Consider the following 23,440-nt stretch of genomic DNA (forward strand, 5'->3'; position numbering starts at 1 on the left):
ATCGAATAAAGTTATTTAATATCGAATAAAGTAAATAGGTGTTCATATTCACAAATATGCCTAACATCCAATGGGAATGTTAAGGTTTACTATTGTCACCACCACCCATTTACCTTCAATCATTTGTTCTATTTTAATCCTAGCGGCACTGATTCCGATTAAGAGATTCATCTCTTTATTAAATGAATCTCTATCAAATAGTGGCATCCACTCCTGTCCATCGTGTTGTAAAACAGCTTGCTTAATTTCAGTAAGGGTCACTTCAGGAAAGCAATCTAACGGGATGTTCTCAAAGTCAGGCAATTTAAATTGGTGTGTAGCGGAATTGTCGAGCGTTAGCCAATCGCTAGTGCAATGCTTCCAATCCAATAAGTCTAAATGTGGGCCTTCATCTTGAATCGACATGCTTGTTTCGAGCTGTAAACTCGCTCTTATTTTATCGTTTTTATTGGCTACAAGAATTAGGTTCGCGTTAGAAATTTGATCCTGCATTTCTAGAGGAATGGTAATACGATCTTTAAAAGGTTCGGCTAGATTAATCGTTTTGCTAATTGAAGTTGTTGCATTGGGAATGATATTGATTTCATTGATTGCCGCATTTAGCATGCTACTGAACAAGCATATTAAACAGATAACTATATGTTTCATTTGCTTTACTCCCAACATCGATTAAAAGTTACCAAGCCACTATAAACCTATCTGAACAATTTTAAAATACGCTAACTATAGATCGCACGTTGATTAAATTTCTTCTTCAAAAAGCGCTTACTGATCATATTACTGACACACTTTTAGAAGACTAGCGCACAGATTTTATTATTCATTCACGACAAGTTGCAATGAGTTGTATAGGTTAACGTTTTGTTAATATTTAGCTATTAATTCAACAAACTAGCAGCAACATTCAGTAATCAATGCTCTCTTTTAAACTGTACTTTATTTAACACCTTAATTATTTAAATATTACTTTATTTAACAGAATGTTAACTCCGTTTTTAAGCAGCGCCTACCCGAGAAACGAACAGAAGCGTAGCTGGTTTAATCAGGCTAGGTGGCGTTTTATATTTTAATCAAGGATCAACAATGTCTGATATCAAATCAATACCACAAACTCACATCATCACTGCAGACTGCATTAGCAAACCAGGCACTGTTGATGTGGTTACTCGCTTTTTATTTAAACAAGGTTTTTATATTAATGAGATTCATTCATTTGTTGATACAACTGAAAATCGCTTTTTTATACGCGTAGAGTTTAGAGCAGAGACAGATAAAGTGTTTGACCGCGAAGACTTTTGTGAGCAGTTTCAACAACGAGCCAATGAATTTGATATGCAATGGCAATTAGCTTCTAGACCTTATAAATCAAAGGTAGTGATCATGGTTTCTAAGCATGACCACTGTTTAAATGACCTTTTATATCGTTACCGTACTGGTGACCTTAATATTGAAATTCCGGCGATTATATCAAACCATCCTGACTTAGAAGAACTAGCTAAATGGCATGGTATTCCTTATTACCACTTACCGATCTCTAAAGAGACAAAACCACAACAAGAAGCAAAGGTACTTAAAATCATTGAAGATAGTGACGCTGATTTAGTGGTATTAGCCCGTTATATGCAGGTGCTTTCCAGCGAAATGTCTAAAAAACTGTCCGGCAAAGCGATTAATATTCATCATTCATTATTACCCGGATTTAAAGGCGCAAAGCCTTATTACCAAGCCTATGACCGTGGTATTAAGTTGGTGGGAGCAACCGCCCATTACGTCAGTGATGACCTTGATGAAGGCCCGATTATTAGTCAATGTGTAGAAACCGTTGACCATAGTTATTACCCACAAGATTTGGCCGCCAAAGGCCGCGATATCGAGTGTTTAACTTTGTCACGCGCGGTACGTTGGCATATTGAGCATCGTATTTTCTTGAATGGTAGTAAAACGGTGGTTTTTTCTAAGTAGCGATTTAAGGTTTATTTAAACTTAGGCGCGGGTTCGCTCGACGCGGCTGTTTCATCGTTATTTGCTTTGGTTTTTTGGCTCGTCTGCGCTCGTGGGATCAGTTTTATCATTATTAGCTCTGGTTTCGCCCTGTCGGCGACACGTCTTTCTTTTATCAGAAAAGAAAGGCGGCAAAGAAACTGACACCGGATCATTTTCTGATCCAAGTAATCAATTCCTTTTTTAACGCACCAGCTCATACAGCACATCCGTGTGCTGAATGAGCTTAAGCCAAACGTCCTGTTTGGCTTTGCTAAAAGCAATAGATGACTTGGGAAAACTCAACGGTGGCGATGTTGTAGCCACGATGCTCGGCCTAATTTGTAAATTGAAATGGCTCCATTAACTGATAGGCTTCTACAAGTAAATTGTATCGGTATTGTTTTTTTCTTTGGGTTTATTATGGAAATTTAACTCGTCTGCGCTCGGCGTGGCTATTGATATTTAGCTTGAGTTTGATTTAGGTTTTGTAGCTCGTCTGCGCTCGGCTGGCTGCTTGATATTTATTAACAGTGGTTTCGCCCTGTCGGCGACACGTCTTTCTTTTATCAGAAAAGAAAGGCGGCAAAGAAACTGACACCGGATCGTTTTCTGATCCAAGTAATCAATTCCTTTTTTAACGCACCAGCTCATACAGCACATCCATGTGCTGAATGAGCTTAAGCCAAACGTCCTGTTTGGCTTTACTAAAAGCAATAGATGACTTGAGAAAACTCAACGGTGGCGATGTTGTAGCCACGATGCTCGGCCTAATTTGTAAATTGAAATGGCTCCATTAATTGATAGGCTTCTACAAGTAAATTGTATCGGTATTGTTTTTTTGCTTTGAGTTTATTATGGAAATTTAACTCGTCTGCGCTCGGCGTGGCTATTGGTATTTAGCTTGAGTTTGATTTAAGTTTTGTGGCTCGTCTGCGCTCGACGTAGCTACTTGGTATTGAATAGCAGTGGTTTCGCCCTGTCGGCGACACGCCTTTCTTTTATCAGAAAAGAAAGGCGGCAAAGAAACTGACACCGGATCGTTTTCAGATCCAATCGAAACCGACATTTTAAACGCACCATGTCAGGATGGCCGTCCATGGCCATTCTGACATTATCGCAAACGTCCTGTTTGCGATTACTAAAATGCCAGTTTAGCTTGGGAAAACTTTACGCTGAGATTGTTCGTCCACAGTGGGTAATGGATTTATTGTGGCGATATCAGGTAGCAATATCTAATTGTATGTAAAGTGATAATAAAAGGTTAGCTATTTTAGAGTGAGGGAAATGAATATTACTAGGTGATTGATAATAAAGGGTTTAAACTTTAAAGTGGTAGTGAGGAGTGAATGCTATAAATGGCTCTCGATATTCACAGTAAGGGAATGAGAGCCAAATTATTGGTTTTAATCTAGCCTAGAAAGGCATTTTAAAGCCTGGCGGTAAATCCATACCACCTGTTAAACCACTCATTTTACTTTTGTTCACTTCTTCAACACGACGTACGGCATCGTTCATTGCTGCTGCAACTAAATCTTCAAGCATATCTTTATCGTCTTCTAGTAAGCTTGGGTCGATCTCAACCTTACGTACATTATGGTTACCTAATAATGTAATTTTTACTAAGCCAGCACCTGACTCACCAACAACTTCAGTATTGGCAATTTCAGCTTGTGCTTTTTTCATATTTTCTTGCATTTCTTGGGCTTTTTTCATTAAGTCGCCCATTCCGCCTTTACTAAACATAATTTCTCTCTTTTATAAGTTAAGGTTAATGTGTCCCGATTATAACGGCACTACACTATTTTCATAGACCTTTGCGGCATAATCTCGCACAAAGGTTTGTACAATTGGATCATTTTTAATCGATAGTTTGGCATTATCTAAATATTGCTGATATACGATTTGCTCTAATTCCATCGGTGTATTGCTGCCCGCTACATTGCCTGCTTCAATGGTAATACTAAATTGTTGGCCGTAATAATTACGCAGTTTTGCTTTTAAATCTTCACATAAACTTTGGTTATTTAGTAAGTGCTGCTGTGATTCATGCAATGATAGCTGAATATGTTGTTCGTTTTTTTGCATCACCGTACTCTTAGCTAATAGCTTTTCAAACCCTACCAACTGCATTGCTTTTATCGCTAAGAACCATTCATCGGTCATCTTGTCTTCGACATAATTCGCGATATCAATCTCAAGTGTTTGTAAGTTATTATTACCAATCAGTTCAACATCGGTGGCATTATTCTGTCCCGTATTGAGTGCTGAAATATCATTATTGGTAATGACTTGAGGCACGCTCTGCTGAGGCTGCTCTGGTTTAATAGGTGTTTGCTTGACAGGCTTAGGTTGAGCAAGGTTAGTCTGAACAGGTTGTGAAGAATTAGCATTCACAGGAGGTGCTATATTCTGAACTTCTACAGCATGAGCAGTATGATTTTCTGCTGATGCAGGGTTACCTGAATAATTGCTTTGTGGTGCATACTCTTCAGGCATATTCGGTGTTTGTTGGTCAAAATAACCACCAGCATCATATTCGTTATAATCACCTTGCGGAGGTTGTTCTTGATAACTACTCAGCGGTGGTAATTCTTGCTCATTACTCACTTTGGCTTGTGGCTGTGATTTCGCTGCTGCTTCTATTTTCGCAGCACTGTCAGGCACTCTAGCTTTCGGCACATCTACACTTTGTTGAGGGACAGTTGGTGTTACTGGTGCGACAGACCGAACATGAATGTTCGATGACTGTTGTTCAGTTGCCGCTTCAGTCTTTTTTAATGCCTCTCTTTTCAAACGATGACTACGTAACATATTGCGTGATTGACTTGTGTCAGCCACTGTCGAAGTAACTGGTGCCGCTGCATGTTGCACTGCATTATTATCAGGGTTATTGTCTTCTGTTATAGGCTGATAATTTGGTGCTTGCTGAGGTTGTTCAGGGTTTGCATGGTACTGCTCAGCGGCTGCATTCGAGTATTGTTGATATTCTGCAGGCGAAGCTTGTTCTATAGGTTGCTCAGCAGAATGTTCAGTAACGATTTCTGAGCTTACTGCAGAAGTAGCCTGAGCTGGTATTGCTTGAACAGGTGTTTCTTGCACTGGCGTAACTGTAGTTTTGCTGTTGTCGGCAACATTAGGTTCATTATTATTAATTTCAACAGTACTAGATTTACCGATTTGAGGATCACTAATATTAAGTTCAACAGGGCTAGGCTCTGAAGTAGGAGCGACTGTTGGCTCTTGCGCAGTTTCAACAATAGCTGCGGCAACCATTGTAGTTGCTGGCTGAGACGATAAATGCTGTTCTGGTTCAGCTTTTACGCTTGCTATTGTATTTGTATTTGTATTTGAGGCAGCAGGTAATTCAGGCTGATTTTGATTTACCTGTTCTAACATTGATTCATCAATATCAACATAATTGGCGGGTTTAAACGCCAACAAACGCATCACGGTCATCTCTAATGCGATTTTTCCATTTGGCGCATAGGCATAATCTTTAAAACCTTGCACTGCGATTTGATAGAAAAGTTGTACTTCTTCAGGGGTTAAACGTTCAGCTAGCAGTTGTACTGCACTTTTTTTGCTGACATTAGCATTAAGCTGTAATTGAATTAATGCAATTTGATGGCACAAACTCGCCAACTCTTGATGTAAGGCAGAGAAATCAGCCCCTAAATGTACAAACTCTTGAATTTTTTCAAATACTTTTTGGCTATTACCCGAAGCAATGAAATGCAGTAAATAATGTAAATGAGATTGGTCTATCGTACCTAACATTTTAAGTACGGCGGCATATTCAATATGTCCGGCACCAAATGCCAAAGCTTGATCCGTTAAACTCAATGCATCACGCATACTGCCATCAGCAGCTTTTGCAATAACACCTAATGCGGCTTGCTCAAAGGTTGCTTTTTCATGCTTTAATATTTCGGCTAATTGATGTTCTATCTGCTCAGGTAAAATCGCTTTTAAATGAAACTGTAGGCATCGTGATAATACCGTGATCGGTAATTTTTGCGGATCCGTCGTTGCGAGTAAAAATTTCACATACTCAGGCGGCTCTTCTAAGGTCTTTAATAATGCATTAAAACTGTGCTTAGATAACATGTGCACTTCATCGATTAAATAAACCTTATAACGCCCTTGCGCCGGTTTATATTGCACGTTATCTAATAATTCACGGGTATCATCCACTTTAGTACGAGAAGCAGCATCGATTTCTAATAAATCAACAAATCGCCCTTGATCAATCGCTTGGCAATTCGCACACTTTCCACAGGGAGTTGCAGTAACCCCTACTTCACAGTTTAAGCTTTTTGCTAAAATACGAGCGATAGTTGTTTTACCAACACCACGCGTGCCACTGAATAAATAGGCATGGTGGACGCGATCTTGTACTAACCCATTTTCCAATGCGGTTAATACATGGGGTTGGCCAATAACTTCTTTAAAAGTCTGTGGTCGCCACTTTCGTGCTAAAACTTGATAGCTCACTAATTATTCACCCGCGTATTCAATCAAAGAGAAAACAGGAATCGACATTGCAGATAATTTATCTTCGCCATGTAAATCTGGTAAGGAAATAACAAAAGCAGCTTCAATCACTTCACCACCTAAACGTTGAATTAATTTAACCGATGCTTCAGCAGTTCCGCCAGTGGCTAATAGATCATCTATCAATAATACTTTTTCGCCTTCTTTAATAGCATCTTTATGAATCTGCAAAGTATCGTTACCATATTCTAACTCATAGTGTTCTTCGATAGTTTCACGAGGTAGCTTGTTAGGTTTACGAACCGGTACAAACCCTGCCCCTAAAGCTGCGGCTAATGGCGCACCAAAAATAAAGCCACGCGCTTCCGTTCCAACTATTTTGTCGATTTTTTGGTGATTGTAACGTACTTTGAATAATTCAATCGTAGCAGCAAAAGCAGCACCATTTTCAATCAAGCTGGTAATGTCTCTGAAAGTAATACCTGGCAACGGATAATCGTCGATGCTTTTGATACTGTTTTTGATTAGTGCTAGTGATTCCGTGCTCATCTTTTATGTCCTGTCATTATCTAATGCCATAAGGGTAAATAGTTGCTTGCGGTTGTGCAAGTTGTGTTGGTCAAAAGTGCGTAACTATTTCCATTTATCGCCTGAAAAATAATCTGATTGGCTTGGTAATATGAATTGAATGCAAAAGTAATGCGGGGAATTTAAATATCTAACCACCGAACCATACTGTGAACATAGAAGAAAGCGTGAAATATGGGGATTATTTATAACAGCTTTAACCCGATCTTCCTCATGGTTCATTGCTGTTAGTTTTAAAAACATAAAGCCACCACGAAGCCACTGCGCTTCACAGAGAGCACGAAGAAAAGCTAAATAATAAAAGTAAAACAAAAACCAAGTGAATAAATATAAGTCAAAATGTTTTTTAATAATGATTTTGACCTAACCTTCTTCACCCTTCGTGCCTTCGTGGTTAATAACTTTTCGCTTTTTATCTTAAAAACATAAAGTAACCACGAAGCCGCTGCGCTACACAGAGAGCACGAAGAAAAGCTAAATCATAAAAAAGAAGCAAGTGAATAAATATAAACTTCAAATGCTTTTACATAATGATTTTGACCTAACCTTCTCCACCCTTCGAGCCTTCATCGTTAATTGCTTTTTGATTTTCACTTTAAAACATGAACATCATTTATAACGGTTTTGACCTAACCTTCTTCACCCTTCGTGCCTTCGTGGTTAATTGCTTTTATATTTTGATCTTAAAAACATAAAGCAACCACCAAGCCGCTGCGCTGCACAGAGAGCACGAAGAAAAAGCTAAATAATAAAAGTAAAACAATAACCAAGTGAATAAATATAAGTTTCAAATGCTTTTACATAATGATTTTGACCTAAACTTCTTCACCCTTCGTGCCTTCGTGGTTCATTGCTTTTTGTTTGTAATCTTAAAAAACAAAGCAACCACGAAGCCGCTGCGCTTCACAGAAAGCACGAAGAAAAGCTAAGCAAACCCAAGTGAATAAATATAAGTTTCAAATGCTTTTACATAATGATTTTGACCTAACCTTCTTCACCCTTCGTGCCTTCGTGGTTCATTGCTTTTAGATTTTGACTTTAAAACATGAACATTCTTTATAACGCTTTTTACCCTAACCCTCTTCACCCTTCATACCTTCGTCGTTAATTGCTTTTGCTTAAATAAACAGAGCGGGTATAATCCTGCCTCCCTAATAAACTGAGATAAATAATGCATATAACGCTTGCCCCAATGGAAGGTGTGATGGACTTTCACATGCGCCAATTTTTAACCCAGATTGGAGGTATTGACCGTTGCGTGACTGAGTTTGTACGTGTTGTCGAACTACCCTTACCCTCTCGTGTATTTTATCGTTTATGCCCTGAATTACACAATGCGAGTCGTACCGAATCTGGTACACCTGTGCGCGTACAATTGCTTGGACAAGACCCTGCATGTTTAGCTGAAAATGCTTTTCGAGCGATTAAGTTAGGCTCAGAGGGAATTGATTTAAACTTTGGTTGTCCGGCAAAAACAGTTAATAAAAGTCGCGGTGGTGCAGTGTTATTAAAAGACCCTGAAGCGTTACATCAAATCGTTAAAGCAGTGCGTGATGCGGTACCTAGTGAACATATTGTTAGTGCTAAAATTCGTTTAGGTTATGCGGATAAAAGCTTGGCGATTGAAAATGCGCAAGCGATTGCAGAAGCAGGAGCCAGCGAATTAGCGGTTCATGCCCGTACCAAAGAGGAAGGTTATAAACCACCTGCACATTGGCATTGGATAAAAAAAATTAAACAATCAATCGATATTCCAGTGGTGGCCAATGGCGATATCTTTAGTTTTGAGGATGCTCAGCGTTGTATTGAAATCAGTGGTTGCGACCATTTAATGATTGGCCGTGGCTCTCTGGCAGTCCCAAATCTTGCGAACGCATTAAAAGGTACTGAAGCCCCCTATTCTTGGTTACAAAATCTACAGGTAATGGAGCAATATTTTCAATGGCTACGCGAAATTGAAGATAAAGAAAAATTCATGCCAAGCCGTATTAAACAGTGGTTGATGTTTATGAAGTTACAGCATCCACAAGCGGATCCTTTTTTACAATCAGTGCGTGCGCTCCGTCAGCCGAATGAAATGCTACTCGCCTTACAACAAGCTCAACAGATTGAATTAGCAATCTAAGTAGGCGTTTAACAGTGCACCCATTGATTGATTAAAATAAATCACTACATCCAGTAAATTAGCCCTATTAATAACTATATCGATACCTATCTTCACGTAAATTAATGAGGCGGATTCAACTCTGAAGTGCATAACGACTAAGCAGCTATAGCTACCATATGTTCAGCCATTAATTTGGCTGGCGTATTGTAGTCTAATTTCTTTCTTGGTCTGTCATTGAGTTTCAATATTACCTCTTTTACTAATGAATTCGATACTTTTTTAAAGTCGGTAGATTTGGGCCAATATTGTCTTAACAAACCATTTGTATTTTCATTCAAACCGCGTTGCCATGAACAGTATGGGTCTGCAAAATAGACTGCACACTTTAATTTTTTGGTTAACTCTTCGTGATAAGCGAACTCTTTACCGTTATCAGCGGTGATGGTTAATACTGCATTTTTAAATGGTTTTAATAATGCAAGTGTTGCCGCAGTGACAGTCTTTGCTGACTTATCATCAATACGTGTCGATACTGTAAAACGCGTTTTACGCTCAACAATAGTCACTAATGCGCCGCTGTGCCCTTTACCAATGACTAAATCTATTTCCCAATCACCAACTCGGCTACGTGTATCAACGATATTAGGTCGCTCATCAATACTGACGCGGTTCTTGATAAAACCTCGACCAGCTTGTTTATCTTTATTGCGCGCTTGGTAAGCCTTGCCTTTTCGACGCAGATATTGGAATAATTGACCACCACTCCGCTTATCGGACCAAATATGTTGGTAAATAGTTTCATCGCTAATACTGGTACCATGCTCTTTCTTAAGCCATCCTGAGATTTGGTCAGGACTCCATTTTTCACCTAGTTTTACATTTATTAATGCAATCAGAGTAGATGTCATTTTTATTGCTTTACGGGCTTCATTACGGCGTTTAACTGCAGCTTGTTGGGCCTGGTTAATTCGATAACCTCGCTTACCTGTATTGCGAGAAAGCTCCCGACTAAGCGTTGATTGATTCACATTCAGTTGTTTAGCTATTTTATTTTGACTCATGCCTATTTTCTTTAGCGCATAAATCTGGCATCGTTGTTCGTAGGTCAGTTGTTTATATGTTTTCATTGTTGCATCTCTTGCCGGAGAAAAAGCGATAAGCATATATTCAGCTGACCGTATTTTCTACCAATTCAAGTTATGCACTTATGATCTGAATCCAAGTGATGTTTTAATCTAACTCGCAATAAATTTAAAAAAAGCATTTAAGATCAGTTCTATTTTGTCATTATTAGCCTACCCTTGTTGCAGTAAGAATAATTGTAGGCGTTTTTAGCTTAGTCACATTTGCTTGGCACTTCGCTAGCCTTGTACCAAAGACATATAATAGGAATAATATGCCCTTACCCATTTTAATCTGTGATGATTCTGCATTAGCCAGGAAACAAATTGCTCGTTCATTACCCAAAGATTGGGATATTACTGTCAATTTTGCTGAGAACGGTAAAATTGGCCTAGAAACTATTCGTCAAAAAAAGGGAGATATTGTCTTTCTCGATTTGAATATGCCGATCATGGATGGTTACCAAGTATTAGAAGAGATTCAGCGCGATGATCTACCCGCGATAGTGATTGTTATCTCCGGCGATATTCAGCCAGAAGCACATCGCCGAGTAAAAGAGTTGGGCGCGATTGATTTCATAGAAAAACCTATCAACAATGCTAAGTTAATGACCATTCTGGAACAATATGGCATTTATAAACCTGGTAGTCATCATTCACTTACAAGCCCTGAAAGCCTAGAAAAAGTCAGTATTCGAGATGTATTACAAGAAGTCTCTAATATTGCAATGGGCCGAGCCGGTGACTTGTTAGGCCGACTATTAGATGTTTTTATCTTATTACCTATTCCCAATGTAAACACCTTTGAAAGTAGCGAATTGCACATGGCGCTCACTAATATTGCAAAAGATAATACGGTGTCAGCAGTAACACAGGGATTTATTAGCTCTGGTATCAGCGGTGAAGCGATTGTTATTTTCCATGATTCAAATTTTGATGATATGACGAAACTGCTCAAATATGAAAATATGATCAGTGATCATTTAGAATTGGAAGTAATGAACGATATTTCTAATATTCTGGTCGGTGCATTTTTGAATGGCTTAGCTGAGCAGTTAGATATTCACTTTAGTCAAGGTCAACCTAGCGTATTAGGGCAACATGGAAAAGTCGAAGATTTGATTAAAAGCCGCCAAAAGGATTGGCAAAAAACATTAACTATCGAGGTCAGCTACAGTATTCAAGATCACGACATCAAATGTGACCTTCTACTTTTATTTACTGAAGAGTCGATTAAAGTCATTCAACATAAAATAGGATACCTCTTAGACCAATGAGTACAAATATAGAATTAAAAGATATCCATTGGCTTATTGATATGGTGCATAACATAGATGTAGGGCTGGTGATCATCGACAAAGACTTCAATGTCAAAGTATGGAATGGTTTCATGGAAAACCATTCTGGTTTATTAACTGCACACATGGTTGATAAAAAAATCACCGATGTGTTTACCAGTATTCCTGAAGACTGGTTACAACAAAAAGTGAACAGCGTTTGTTTATTAAAAAATAAAGCGTTTACTACCTGGGAACAACGTCCTTATTTATTTAAATTCAAAAGTTACCGACCGATCACCAGTAATGCTGAATTTATGTATCAAAATGTGACCTTTTTACCCTTAACCGACATAGTAGGTACAGTTACACAAATATGCATGATTATTTACGATGTAACCGACGTAGCATTAAACCGACAAGCCCTACAAGAAGCAAACTACAAGCTTGAACATTTAAGCCATACCGATGGATTAACACAACTGCTTAATCAAAGTTATTGGCAAGAGAGAAGCCAAGTTGAGTTTAAACGCCATCAGCGTGCACACCATAAAACATCCATGGTGACCTTAGATATCGATCATTTTAAAAAGGTTAATGATACCTACGGGCACCCTTTTGGTGATCAAGTAATCAAAGGCGTCGCAGAAACCCTACGTCAAAATCAACGAGAGCCAGATATTGCGGGTCGTGTCGGCGGTGAAGAGTTTTCACTTTTATTGGTTGATACTGACCTAGCGGGTGCAAAAGTTGTCGCTGAACGCATACGAACCGCTATTGAAGCACTGCGCTTTGAATGTGATGGAAAAGAAGTCAAAGTCACCGTGAGTTTAGGTATTGCACAAATAACGGATAGTATTGAAGACTTCAAGGCTTGGGTTAAAATGGCCGATTTAGGCTTGTATTTGGCAAAAAATAATGGCCGAAATCAAGTAGGATTTAGTGTCCACTAATCCTATCGATTAGATAATCTAACTACAGTGATTAAATGACAACATTTTAAAATTAATATTGAATGCCGTCATTTTTTATCTTGTTCAGGTTTATCTTGTTCAGAAGCATTATCGGTATAACTAAACCGGCACAACTAATTGTTATTGATGGGTAGATAGTCCGTTCTATTAACCCGCAACCTTTCACTTCCCTGTATGACTTCTGAAGGCGATATACCAAATTTTTTCTTGAAGCTTTTACTAAAGTGAAATTGATCATAAAAGTTAAGCTCAATAGAAACCTGATTAACGTTATAGTTTTTCTTGTCCATTAAGAAAAAAGCGGTTTCTAACTTAGTATTTAAAAAATATTCTTTTGGTGATTGCTTGGTAAATTTTAGGAATAAGCGTCGTAAATGCTGTTCACTACACCCTGAAAATTCGGCCATTTCTTTGACTGTCCAATGGTCTGCGATTTTTAAATGAATATGGGAAATCGCTTTTTGGACTAATAAAAATTGATGATCTTCAATTGGCTTAGTTTCAATTAAACATAACCATTCATATATAATTTTAGTTAAGGAAGCAACGGCTAGCTCTTTCAACTTTTGCCGTTTACTCACTAAATTAACGCTTATTTGATTAAATTCATTTTCTAATTTTTTCAATGTGTCGAGTTGAATAATTTCTCCATAGGAGATCTCCATCACACCATTTGGAATGAACTCTATCCAAAAAAGATCCCATATCAATCCTTTGCAAAAATAATGCTTAATGGTCATTGGGTCTAAAAAAACAATAGATGCACCTTTAAGTTCTAATATTTCGCCGTTATGCAGTTCAAGCTCGCCATAGCCTTGTTTAGTAAATACGGCAATGGTTGAACTTGCAATCAAAGGCAACCTTTTATCTTCAGGCCAACGCACCATGTACCCCTTATCCGCATAGGTATTCCATAATGCCAGTAGCGAAATACCACTCGATGTCACATTATCACCAATAATAATCGGCGTATCGTGAATAAGTTCGTTTTTTACATGCACCTTATTATTTAATCCATTCATTAATTTGTAATACCTGTGGAATATAGCCGTTATCTTAAAGACAGAATAAAAAATGTGATAACAAAACAAGTTATTAATGTGAGCTAAGGAGCAAACTATGCAAATCGTATATTTTATTTTACATGACGAATTTCAGCCCGCAGTAGCGCCAAATTATGGAGAATTATTATGCTAACTATTTTATCGTTTATATTTTTTACGGGGTTGGTTGCGATCGTCTCCTATTACAAAACAAAAGGTGAAAACTTATCCAGCTTGAAAGGTTATTTTCTCGCGGGAAGGAGCCTACCTTGGTATGTGATTGCAGGGTCACTATTTTTAACCAATATCTCTGCAGAACAATTAGCAGGCCTTAACGCTAATGCATTTCGTAATGGCGCGAATGTAATGGCCTGGGAAGCCACCTCAGCACTGACCTTAATTGTGTTGGCGTTTATCTTTTTACCACGCTTTTTAAAATCAGGCATTTCTACGATCCCGCAATTTCTTGAGATCCGTTATGGAAAGAAAATGCGTACCGTTGCATCTGCCATTTTTATCTATGCGATCGTGATTGGATTTTTACCTTTTGTTTTATACGCAGGTGCTATCACCTTAGGTAAATTATTTGATATTAGTGGTGTATTAGGTATCTCTGATTACGCAACAACCTGGGTGATGGTAATCGCGATTGGTGTTGTAGGTGGTATTTATGCGGTATTTGGTGGGTTAAAAGCTGTGGCAATTTCCGACACCATCAATGGCATCGGATTATTAATTGCTGCTTTATTCGTGCCTATTATTGCTTTGTATCAATTAGGTTCAGGTGACTTTTCAAATGGTTTTAATATCTTACTAGTAGAAGCGCCAGAGCGTATGCAGGCTTTAGGTTTAACCGAAGATGCAAACATTCCATGGCACGGACTTATTTCAGGTGTGCTCATCATTAACCTTTTTTATTGGTGTACAAACCAAGCTATCGTACAACGTGCGCTAGCAGCAAAAACATTAGCTGAAGGTCAGAAAGGTGTACTCGCTGCGGCAGCTTTAAAAATACTAGGTGTTGTCATGTTGGTATTACCGGGCATCATTGCTTGGCATATGTATCAACGCGGTATGATCTCCATTCCAATGAAAGAAGTCGGTGGAATGGTCGTTAACTCTGATATGTCTTACCCGGTATTAGTAAGAGCAGTATTACCTACTTGGTTAACTGGATTCTTTGGCGCGGTTTTATTTGGTGCAGTATTAAGCTCATTTAATAGTGGCGTTAATAGTTTATCCACCCTGATCAGCCTTGATATTTACAAACAACTTATTAAACCAGCCGCAACAGAAATTGAAACGGTACGTATCGGTAAATTATTCGGTATTGCAACGATTGTCATTTGTATTGGTATTGCGCCATTTATCTCTACAGCGGAAAGTTTATATACTCTAATGCGAACCATTATGGCGGTCATCAATGTGCCTATCTTTGCCGTATTATTAATGGGAGTCATTTCTAAAAGAGCACCTGCTCTTGCCGGTTATGTAGGTTTGGTAACTGGTATGGTCTTCTTCTTTGTCAGTAAATTTATCCTTAATGGTGACTTTGGTTTATTCCAAGTTCACTGGTTAAATTTAGTAGGCATGAACTTAGTATTAATGTTAGCGGTTATGACTGCGATCCGTTACTGGAAACCAATGGATAAACCTTATATTCAGGTTGCAACCAATGAAGTTGAAGTGAATGAATGGAAGCATGCAAAACTTGCTAGTTGGATATTGATTTTTGCTTTCATTACACTTTACACGGTTTTCTCTCCACTAGGTTTAACTTCTGAAACAGGTTCATGGTTGAAAGTAGCCCTCACTATTTCAGGTAGTATGTTGCTGCTCTATTTTGTTTATAACAACATCAAAAAAGTATTAGCCAATAAATCCACAGCGGATCCCATTAAGACTAAAAGCATCAATGCAGCATCATAGATAGAACAATAAAGGGGGCCATATTATCAGGCTCCCTTTTTTTAATATAGAAGTAGGATTTCCCATGAAAAAACCAAATATAATTTTAATCATGACTGATACACAAGCCACTAACATGGTCGGTTGTTACAGTGGTAAAGCGCTGAATACAAATAATATAGACCAGCTTGCAAGTGAAGGTATTCAGTTTAACTCAGCTTATACGTGCTCACCGGTTTGTACGCCTGCTCGAGGCGGATTATTTACTGGTATATATTCAAATCAATCCGGCCCTTGGACAAATAATCTTGCACCGGGGTTAAATATTAGAAACATGGGCCATCATTTTAAACATGCAAATTATAAAACCTGTTATATCGGCAAATGGCATTTAGATGGCCACGATTACTTTGGAACGGGTGTTTGCCCGCCAGAATGGGATGAAGAGTTTTGGTATGAAGGTGCTAATTACTTGGCTGAATTAAGTGATAAAGAAATAGATCTGTGGCGCAATGGTCTTAATTCCGCAGCGGAATTAAGGGCTAATAATATCACCGCTGAATTTACTTGGGCGAACCGTATAAGCAATCGTGCTGTTGATTATATTAATCGTCGTGAACAGGAAAAAGACCAACCCTTTTTGATGGTACTGTCATACGATGAACCACACCACCCTTTCACTTGCCCACCAGAGTATGTCGATAAATATGAAGACTTTGCCTATGACTTAGGTAAAAAAGCCTTTGATACCTTAGAAAAAAAACCTATACATCATAAGCTGTGGAGTGATGCGATGCCTTCACCCGTAGGGGAAGATGGGCAATATCGTCATCCACTTTATTTTGCTTGCAATGACTATGTTGATGATGAAATTGGGCGAGTTATTAAACATCTTGATCAATCTGAGCTAGACAACACATGGATTGTCTATACCTCTGATCACGGAGAAATGATGGGAGCACATAAGTTAGTAAGTAAAGGTGCTGCTATGTATGACGACATCACTAACATCCCTTTAATTATTCGTCCGCCCTCTTCTGATAGAGCACTTGATGCGAGTGAAAAAGTCATTAATACGCCCGTCAGTCACATCGATATTTTGCCAACGCTAATGATGCTAGCAGGCATCACTCCACCTGAAATCTTACCTGGTGAAAACTTATTATCGATTAATGATCAACTCGATATCACACGCGGTGTGATGGTAGAGTTTAATCGTTATGAAATTGAACACGATAGTTTTGGTGGTTTTATTCCTGTGCGTTGTTGGGTTAATAACGATTATAAATTGGTGCTTAACTTACTCACAAGCGATGAACTATACGATAGAAAAAACGATCCAGATGAGTTAAATAATCTTATTACATCGCCAAAACATGAAGTGATTCGTGACCAAATACATGATACTTTATTAGCCTATATGGATACTATTCGAGACCCTTTCAGAAGCTATCAATGGGCAGTTAGACCTTGGAGAAAAGGTATTGAGGCAAATTGGATGGGGGCTTTTAGACCCAAACCACGCGATGGTTTTTCTAAAGTAGTGCGAGATTACGATACTGGCATGCCCACACAAGGTGTCAAAGTGGAAGATAAAAAACAAAAGTTCTAAACGACTATTTAATTTATGCCTAAGTGACTTCCAAATAAAGCTTGGGCATATAAAATATATTTTAATAATGTGTTTATTATTACTCGAGTAATTTTATGAAATGGATCAAGCAAGGCAACGCACCTGACTACCGGTTCTCTTTAGCCAACGAACGTACTTTTTTGGCGTGGATCAGAACCTCACTGGCTTTTTTAGCCGCAGCCATTGGCTTAGATCAGTTAGCCCCTAATTTAGCCTCTCCAGCAATCAGAGAAATGCTTTCTTTAGCGCTGTGTTTATTTGCCGCCCTGATAGCGCTTTATGCTTATTTACGTTGGGTCGCAAATGAAAAAGCAATGCGTCAGAATACAGACCTGCCATATACTAAAATTTTGCGCTTAGTGAGTATCTTCATGACTCTTATTGCTTGCGCCATAATATTGATGATCAGCAATGCCATTTAGCCGTATATCAAGACGTCATGACGACCCAGGATTACAACCTGAAAGAACCTCATTATCATGGTATCGAACGTTATTTTTAATCGTCGGTGTCTCGATGTTATTTCTAAGGTTAGGGTTCATTAAAAATGACCTGATTTTAGTCGCAGGTAGTATTATTTTATTGCTCTGTAATATTGGTGTTTGCATCTATGCCTACAAACGGAACCTGTTCGATGAAAGAAGTACAGTACTCACTTCTTACGGCTCAGTAATAGTTAAAAAAATGATCTGTTTTGCTATCATCTTTAGTGCGCTTGTATTCGCATTATCAATCATTATGTCTAGTTATAATCGTATATCTGAATCGTATCTTATCTAGGTAAATTACGTCGAATGAACTGTTGAATGAGTCAGACAATAACCCTAGCTATTTATATGAAGGTTACAAACACTTCTTTAATCATTACCCTTGAACATGAAAAAAATGAGCAGCTTAATGCCAATTCCCCCCTATCTTTATTAATGAAAAGACTAAAACAATAAGTAGGTCATAAGCGACTGCTTTAAATAGGTATCGACTTCCCCCATAAATATGGTTATTTATCAATTTTTTACCGGGTGTTGCAATTAGTTGACCACTAATGTTCGGTCAACTCAATAGCCAATATGACTGCTATTCCACAAAGAACTTTTCTAACATCGGATTTCATGTCCGTTACCATTCTAAATACAAATTCAACAAGCCATGAAATAAACCAATTTGAGGCATTTAAATGAAAATCTAACAGCTTAATCCAGACGTTAGAGCTATTTATAACAACAATAAAGATGCTTCTATCATTACTGCCATTACTTATTTTTATCTCTAAACGTGTTTTAGGTTATGGCTAGTTTAAGCCGTTTCATGGTTATTAATATCCAAAATAAAGATACAAATTAGTGAGATATTCATCAACATTTTATTGAAAAAACTCACCATACTGCCCTCTCTACAAGGGGAACTTTAGATGTTAAAAAAACCTAATATACTTATTTTCATGACTGATCAGCAGCGTGGTGATACGTTAAATAATCAAGATATTTTCATGCCTAATACTCGTGAATTAATGGCAGGTGGTATTCACTTTAACAATACCTATTGTCCATCTCCACATTGTTGCCCTTCTCGTGCATCTTTTTTTACAGGCTTATACCCCACTCAACATGGAGTTTGGAATAATGTTTGTGTGCAGAATGCACTTTCTCGTGGTTTAAATGCAGGTAGTGAGTTATTCAGTGATTATCTCAAAGATCAAGATTACTCACTATATTTTGCTGGTAAGTGGCATGTCTGTTTTGATACAGGCCCTGAAGATTACGGCTATGAAGAATTATTAGTCACTTGCAATAAAGAGCAAAAGAATGACGTTACTAATGATGCAATGTCTCCAGGTTGGGATATGTACAAAGCGATTGCTAATGAACCAGCATCAATTCGTAAAGAAGGTGAAATTAAACGTCCTGGTTACCCAGAATACATACATTATGGCATTGATGAAAACCCGTTTAATGACCGAGGAATAGTTGATTCTGCAATAGAAAAACTCAAACAAATTCGCGAATCAAATACAGAAAAACCTTGGTCAATGTACATAGGCACTTTAGGCCCACATGACCCTTACTTTGTACCACAAGCATTTTTGGATATGTATGCCGATTATGAGGTCAAATTAAGTGAAATTCATGATGATTTTATGCTTGATAAACCCTTTTACAATCGCAAAGTAAGATGTCTTTTTGATCAACTTAGTGTCCTTGAAAAGAAAGATGCAATTCGTCATTACATGGCATTTTGCACCTATGAAGATTATCTATTGGGACTGGTACTCACGGAGTTAAAACAACATCCTGACTTCGATAATACCTTGATCTTAGCCACTAGCGATCACGGGGATTACAATGGGGAGCATGGACTTTGGTGCAAAGGCCTACCGGCATTTAAAGGTGCATACCACATACCCGCCGTTGCTTATTGGAAAAATGGCATCGAAAATCCAGGCCGAGTCTGCGAGCAACTTGTTTCATTAACAGACTTTGCCCCTACCTTTTTAGAGGTCGCAGGCACGCAATTCAAACATCCCGTTGTTGGTAATAGTTTAGCGTCACTGTTTAAAGAAAATGAGCAGGCTCAGTATCGAGAGTTCTTATTTACTCAAACTAACGGTAATGAGCTTTACTGCACTCAACGCAGTGTTTTTAACCTCCATTGGAAACTTGTACATAACCCATTAGACACCGATGAATTGTATGACCTCAACAATGACCCTAATGAATTGTGTAACCGTATCAACGATCCAAAACTTGATCAGATCAAAAAAGATCTGCATCAACAACTCTGGCAATTTGCCGCTAGCGTAGGCGATCAGAATATAAACCCTTATATCATGGTTGGTATGGCCGAATATGGCCCCGCTATCGCTTATCAGAAATAAAAAGGAAGCATGAAAATGAATACATGGACTCTATTAAGTTTTATTGGTTTTACAGCACTCGTCGCCATTATTTCGTATATAGCGACAAAAAAAGAAGATTTAAAATCCAGTGATGGGTATTTTCTCGGTGGACGAAGCCTGACTGGTATTTCAATTGGTTTTTCTATTTTGCTAACCAACTGGTCGGCGGAGCAATTAATTGGTCTTAATGGCCAAGGCTTTAGTGTTGGTTTATCTAACATGGGTTGGGCGGTGACATCTGCCATTGCTTTTGTATTAATGGCTTGTGTGTTTTTGCCTATGTTCATTCGCAAAGGGATCACCACTATTCCCGACTATATAGAAGACCGATTTGGGCCTACAGCACGTAATGTGATTGCTTGGTGTATTTTGGTTAATATGGCAGCAGTGGCATTACCTTCGGTGGTTTATGCTGGTGCATTAGGCCTTAGTAAGATTTTTGATGTTTCCTCTCTATTCGGTATTTCAGATTCAAGTGCACTGATCATCTCTATTATTTTTATTACTATTATCGGTGGGTTTTATGCTATTTTTGGCGGCTTAAAAGCAGTTGTTGTTTCGGATACGGTCAACGGTATTGGCTTTTTTATTGGTAGCATTTTAGTATTGATATTAGCATTGCGAGCGTTAGGCGCTGGTGACGCAGGTGATGGATTAGTTGAACTTGTCACTAAAGAACCACAAATGCTTAATGCCGTTAGCTCTCCTAAGGTGAATGTGCCTTTTGGGGCTATTTTCACTGGTATGTTATTGATGAACATTTATTTTGCTTGTACAAATCAAGTTATCATTCAACGAGCACTTGGTGCTAAAAGCTTAGCTGAAGGGCAAAAAGGGGTATTAATAGCCGGCATTATTAAGATTATTAGTATATTCATTTTAATTGTACCTGGTATTGCAGCTTACCACCTTTATGGCTCTGAAAATATTCGCCCAGATGAAGCCTACCCGCTATTAATTAATCGCCTGTTACCTGAAGCCGTGGTTGGTTTTTTTGGTGCCGTTCTTTTTGGTGCAATTATTTCAACTTTCAATTCAACCATTAACTCTTGCTCTACTATCTTTGCGGTTAATATTTATAAGCCATACCATAAAGGAAAAATGGATCCGGCAAAATGTATTACTGCCGGTAAATGGTTTGGTGCAGGCTTGGCTTTATTCGCAGCCATATGTGCACCATTTATAAAATTTGCACCGCAGGGTTTATATATGTTCATGCAAGAGTTCAATGCATTATTTACTATTCCTATGTTGTTAATGATTTTGGTTGGTATGGTATCTAAACGCGCCAGTTCAACGGCGACTATTGCCGGTATGTTGACTTACATGGCACTGTATTTATTCTTCCGCTTTGGTTATACAGGCTGGGATTTACATTTCTTGCATAAAACAGCCATCTACTTTGGTTGTGGTTTACTGGTTACCGCTGTTATTACTTATTTGCACCCAGCTGAAATTGTTAAAAGAAGAGTTCAAGAAGCTCCTGTTAATATTCAAAACTGGAAACATCTTCGTCTAGCATCAGTGGCTACGACAGTATTAATGGTCGCAACTTATGCCGTCGCTTCTCCAATCGGCGTTGTCGCGCCTATTGAGGAGATCCCTGGTAATTTAATGATTATTTTATTCGCTTCTCTATTCAGTACTTGGGCGATTAATGCTGTTATTAAAAGATATTGTGATAATAAAGCCAATAGTATTTTTGAAAGTGGCCCTAAAGAGGAATTAATAAAACAAGTTTAACCCTGAGTTAAGGGTGGCCACATTACTTTTTGTAATGTGGCCTTTTTTGTTTTAAAAGGCATACTTCCACTGAGCTAATGGAATCAATCTCATTAATACCCTTCTTCATTCAAGATGTACATAACCACAACTCATGGTGTGAACTGTTCCTAGGCACTGTACCACTGCACACAAAGGTGAAGTATCTAATGGATATGTACTATTACTATGGGTTCAAGCCCATAAGCGAGCCAGTACACTTACTTTCATGCATCTCTACGTTATACAATATTTTTTAATACTTTTTGAACTTTATTTAGAACTGCTGTTTAGAACAATTATTTTGCTCCTATGATGCAAGTCTAGGAATAATAGAAGTTAGCCTTGTTATAATTCAGGCGTTTACAGGAATGAATATGGAAAAACTCTTATTACATTTTAAAGAAGCGGCTCTACAGGCCTCTATTTCTCAAGCAAGTATTGAGCTAGGGGTTAGCCAACCTGCTATCAGCAAAAGTATTAAGCTATTAGAAACTCGTTACCAAACCTCATTATTTGAACGTAAAGCTCGAGGTGTAACATTGACTCCTGCTGGTAGAATATTACTTGATCGCGTGCAGCGAATAGAAAATGAATTAGTCGCCATAACACAAGAAATCAAAGCGTTAGATCATCAAAAAACAATCTTAAAAATTGGTGCAGGAAGTGCTTGGGAAGGCCCTATTTGTAATTTTTTACCCAACTTTTACTTAAAATATCCACATGTAAGAATAGAAGTGCAGTCTAATACTATTTATCAGCTTATTCCTGCCCTACTTAATGATGAAATTGAGTTAGCTTTTGGTGGCGAAGATGGCGCATCTTTGGTTAAAAATAATGAACTCAGCTTCACGCCTATGATGAAAAGCCGCATGTGTATTATGGCGAATAAGAATCATCCCCTAGCACAAGGCCAAATATGCGACCTCGAAATGTTAACTCAATACCCTTGGGTAGCTTTTCAAAATTCTAAAGTAATGTTGGATCATCTTAATCAGCAGTTAGACCTAGAGCGAATAAGACCTGTTAACTTCATTTTACAAACTGATTTTCTACAAATGGCCTTAACCATGGTTAAACACAGCGATGCATTAATGTGTATTTCCAACCGTCAACTTAATCAATATAACCAGTCTGATATTACAGAAGTACGCATTAAAGAACCGATTTGGCACTATCACCTTGGTGTTTGGTCAAAGTCCCCTAAATATCGCAGTCAGACAGCTTTAGATTTTATTGAAGAAATAATCAAGCATGTATAAAAATGGACTTCAAAATAGCACTTTTAGTCGCACATCCGTTTCATATTAAGAACACTTTTCATTGCTGCATCTATTATACCCATGCCACCCTATCAAGCCGAACAACATACCTTGATTTCGGGATATATACCCATGCGACCTCAAGATGCAAAGTCAGCAAGGCAAATTGTACCGAGATGCTAGGCATAAAATTGAAGTATAGTTATTCTACATAGAGATTTTATAACAACGCAGATTGGTGCAAGTTGCCTTGCCCTACGGGGCGCAACCTCGAAAATCAGCCCTGCGTGCAACAATCAAAAAGGGAATAACCATTACCTCATGTTGCGCCTTGCTCTGGTATCCGAGGTTTCACCTGACAAGGCGTCTTGAGGTGGCATGGGTATAAATACAAAG

The 23,440-nt window shown here is 38.3% G+C and carries 18 protein-coding genes; 11 read left to right on the forward strand and 7 right to left on the reverse strand.

The window, feature by feature from the left end; all coding sequences use genetic code 11:
* Positions 1 to 60 precede the first annotated feature (60 nt).
* Complete coding sequence (locus tag MT390_RS18825) at positions 61 to 648, reverse strand: hypothetical protein (RefSeq protein WP_499442713.1); 588 nt, start codon at positions 646 to 648, stop codon at positions 61 to 63.
* Between the two features lie 435 nt (positions 649 to 1,083).
* Here MT390_RS18825 and purU point away from each other — a divergent pair, with 435 nt between their 5' ends.
* Positions 1,084 to 1,962 carry a formyltetrahydrofolate deformylase gene (gene purU / locus MT390_RS18830; protein ID WP_166371804.1) on the forward strand — a complete coding sequence of 293 codons (879 nt, stop codon included), beginning with the start codon at positions 1,084 to 1,086 and terminating at the stop codon, positions 1,960 to 1,962.
* Between the two features lie 907 nt (positions 1,963 to 2,869).
* Here purU and MT390_RS18835 read toward each other — a convergent pair.
* The 4 genes from MT390_RS18835 to apt form a co-directional block, all read right to left on the reverse strand.
* Positions 2,870 to 3,049 (reverse strand): hypothetical protein, encoded by a 180-nt coding sequence (locus MT390_RS18835; protein ID WP_499442714.1) that lies wholly within the window; start codon positions 3,047 to 3,049, stop codon positions 2,870 to 2,872.
* A 347-nt stretch (positions 3,050 to 3,396) separates the two neighbouring features.
* Positions 3,397 to 3,726: a YbaB/EbfC family nucleoid-associated protein gene (locus tag MT390_RS18840; protein WP_028869849.1), complete on the reverse strand. Its 330-nt coding sequence runs from the start codon at positions 3,724 to 3,726 to the stop codon at positions 3,397 to 3,399.
* A gap of 39 nt (positions 3,727 to 3,765) precedes the next feature.
* Complete coding sequence (gene dnaX, locus MT390_RS18845) at positions 3,766 to 6,477, reverse strand: DNA polymerase III subunit gamma/tau (protein ID WP_499442717.1); 2,712 nt, start codon at positions 6,475 to 6,477, stop codon at positions 3,766 to 3,768.
* Positions 6,478 to 6,480: 3 nt separating this feature from the next.
* Positions 6,481 to 7,026, reverse strand: coding sequence for an adenine phosphoribosyltransferase (gene apt, locus MT390_RS18850; RefSeq protein WP_499442718.1), 546 nt, complete (start codon positions 7,024 to 7,026; stop codon positions 6,481 to 6,483).
* A 1,210-nt stretch (positions 7,027 to 8,236) separates the two neighbouring features.
* On the opposite strand from apt, the gene MT390_RS18855 reads away from it, so the two are divergent.
* Positions 8,237 to 9,190, forward strand: a complete 954-nt coding sequence (locus MT390_RS18855; protein WP_499442720.1) for a tRNA-dihydrouridine synthase — start codon at positions 8,237 to 8,239, stop codon at positions 9,188 to 9,190.
* A gap of 137 nt (positions 9,191 to 9,327) precedes the next feature.
* On the opposite strand, the gene MT390_RS18860 is transcribed toward MT390_RS18855, so the two are convergent.
* Entirely contained in the window at positions 9,328 to 10,299 is a 972-nt protein-coding gene (locus MT390_RS18860) for an IS30 family transposase (RefSeq protein ID WP_499442721.1), read from the reverse strand.
* A 269-nt stretch (positions 10,300 to 10,568) separates the two neighbouring features.
* Between MT390_RS18860 and MT390_RS18865 the strand changes: the two genes are divergently transcribed.
* A complete protein-coding gene (locus tag MT390_RS18865; RefSeq protein WP_499442723.1) occupies positions 10,569 to 11,570 on the forward strand; it encodes a response regulator in 1,002 nt (333 codons plus the stop codon).
* Positions 11,567 to 12,523: a sensor domain-containing diguanylate cyclase gene (locus tag MT390_RS18870; RefSeq protein ID WP_499442724.1), complete on the forward strand. Its 957-nt coding sequence runs from the start codon at positions 11,567 to 11,569 to the stop codon at positions 12,521 to 12,523. Before MT390_RS18865 ends, MT390_RS18870 begins: the two co-directional genes overlap by 4 nt.
* A 134-nt stretch (positions 12,524 to 12,657) precedes the next feature.
* Here MT390_RS18870 and MT390_RS18875 read toward each other — a convergent pair whose 3' ends face one another.
* Positions 12,658 to 13,566, reverse strand: a complete 909-nt coding sequence (locus tag MT390_RS18875) for an AraC family transcriptional regulator (protein ID WP_499442726.1) — start codon at positions 13,564 to 13,566, stop codon at positions 12,658 to 12,660.
* Between the two features lie 168 nt (positions 13,567 to 13,734).
* On the opposite strand from MT390_RS18875, the gene MT390_RS18880 reads away from it, so the two are divergent.
* The 7 genes from MT390_RS18880 to MT390_RS18910 all read left to right on the forward strand — a co-directional run bounded on the left by MT390_RS18880 (position 13,735) and on the right by MT390_RS18910 (position 23,044).
* The gene (locus MT390_RS18880; protein WP_499442728.1) at positions 13,735 to 15,516 is read left to right on the forward strand and encodes a solute:sodium symporter family transporter; all 1,782 of its coding nucleotides are present in this window, start codon (positions 13,735 to 13,737) and stop codon (positions 15,514 to 15,516) included.
* Positions 15,517 to 15,580: 64 nt separating this feature from the next.
* Complete coding sequence (locus MT390_RS18885; RefSeq protein WP_499442730.1) at positions 15,581 to 17,107, forward strand: sulfatase-like hydrolase/transferase; 1,527 nt, start codon at positions 15,581 to 15,583, stop codon at positions 17,105 to 17,107.
* A gap of 95 nt (positions 17,108 to 17,202) precedes the next feature.
* On the forward strand, positions 17,203 to 17,550 hold the full coding sequence (locus MT390_RS18890) for a YidH family protein (RefSeq protein ID WP_166371832.1): 348 nt from the start codon (positions 17,203 to 17,205) through the stop codon (positions 17,548 to 17,550).
* Entirely contained in the window at positions 17,540 to 17,908 is a 369-nt protein-coding gene (locus MT390_RS18895) for a DUF202 domain-containing protein (protein WP_499442731.1), read from the forward strand. Before MT390_RS18890 ends, MT390_RS18895 begins: the two co-directional genes overlap by 11 nt.
* 628 nt (positions 17,909 to 18,536) lie before the next feature.
* Positions 18,537 to 20,000 (forward strand): sulfatase-like hydrolase/transferase, encoded by a 1,464-nt coding sequence (locus MT390_RS18900; RefSeq protein ID WP_499442733.1) that lies wholly within the window; start codon positions 18,537 to 18,539, stop codon positions 19,998 to 20,000.
* Positions 20,001 to 20,015: 15 nt separating this feature from the next.
* A complete protein-coding gene (locus tag MT390_RS18905; RefSeq protein ID WP_499442734.1) occupies positions 20,016 to 21,764 on the forward strand; it encodes a solute:sodium symporter family transporter in 1,749 nt (582 codons plus the stop codon).
* A 395-nt stretch (positions 21,765 to 22,159) separates the two neighbouring features.
* Positions 22,160 to 23,044 (forward strand): LysR family transcriptional regulator, encoded by an 885-nt coding sequence (locus MT390_RS18910; RefSeq protein ID WP_499442736.1) that lies wholly within the window; start codon positions 22,160 to 22,162, stop codon positions 23,042 to 23,044.
* Positions 23,045 to 23,440 lie beyond the last annotated feature (396 nt).

Origin of the sequence: Vibrio sp. 2-Bac 85, from assembly GCF_037546705.1 — a bacterium.
Classification (GTDB): Bacteria; Pseudomonadota; Gammaproteobacteria; order Enterobacterales; family Psychromonadaceae; genus Psychromonas.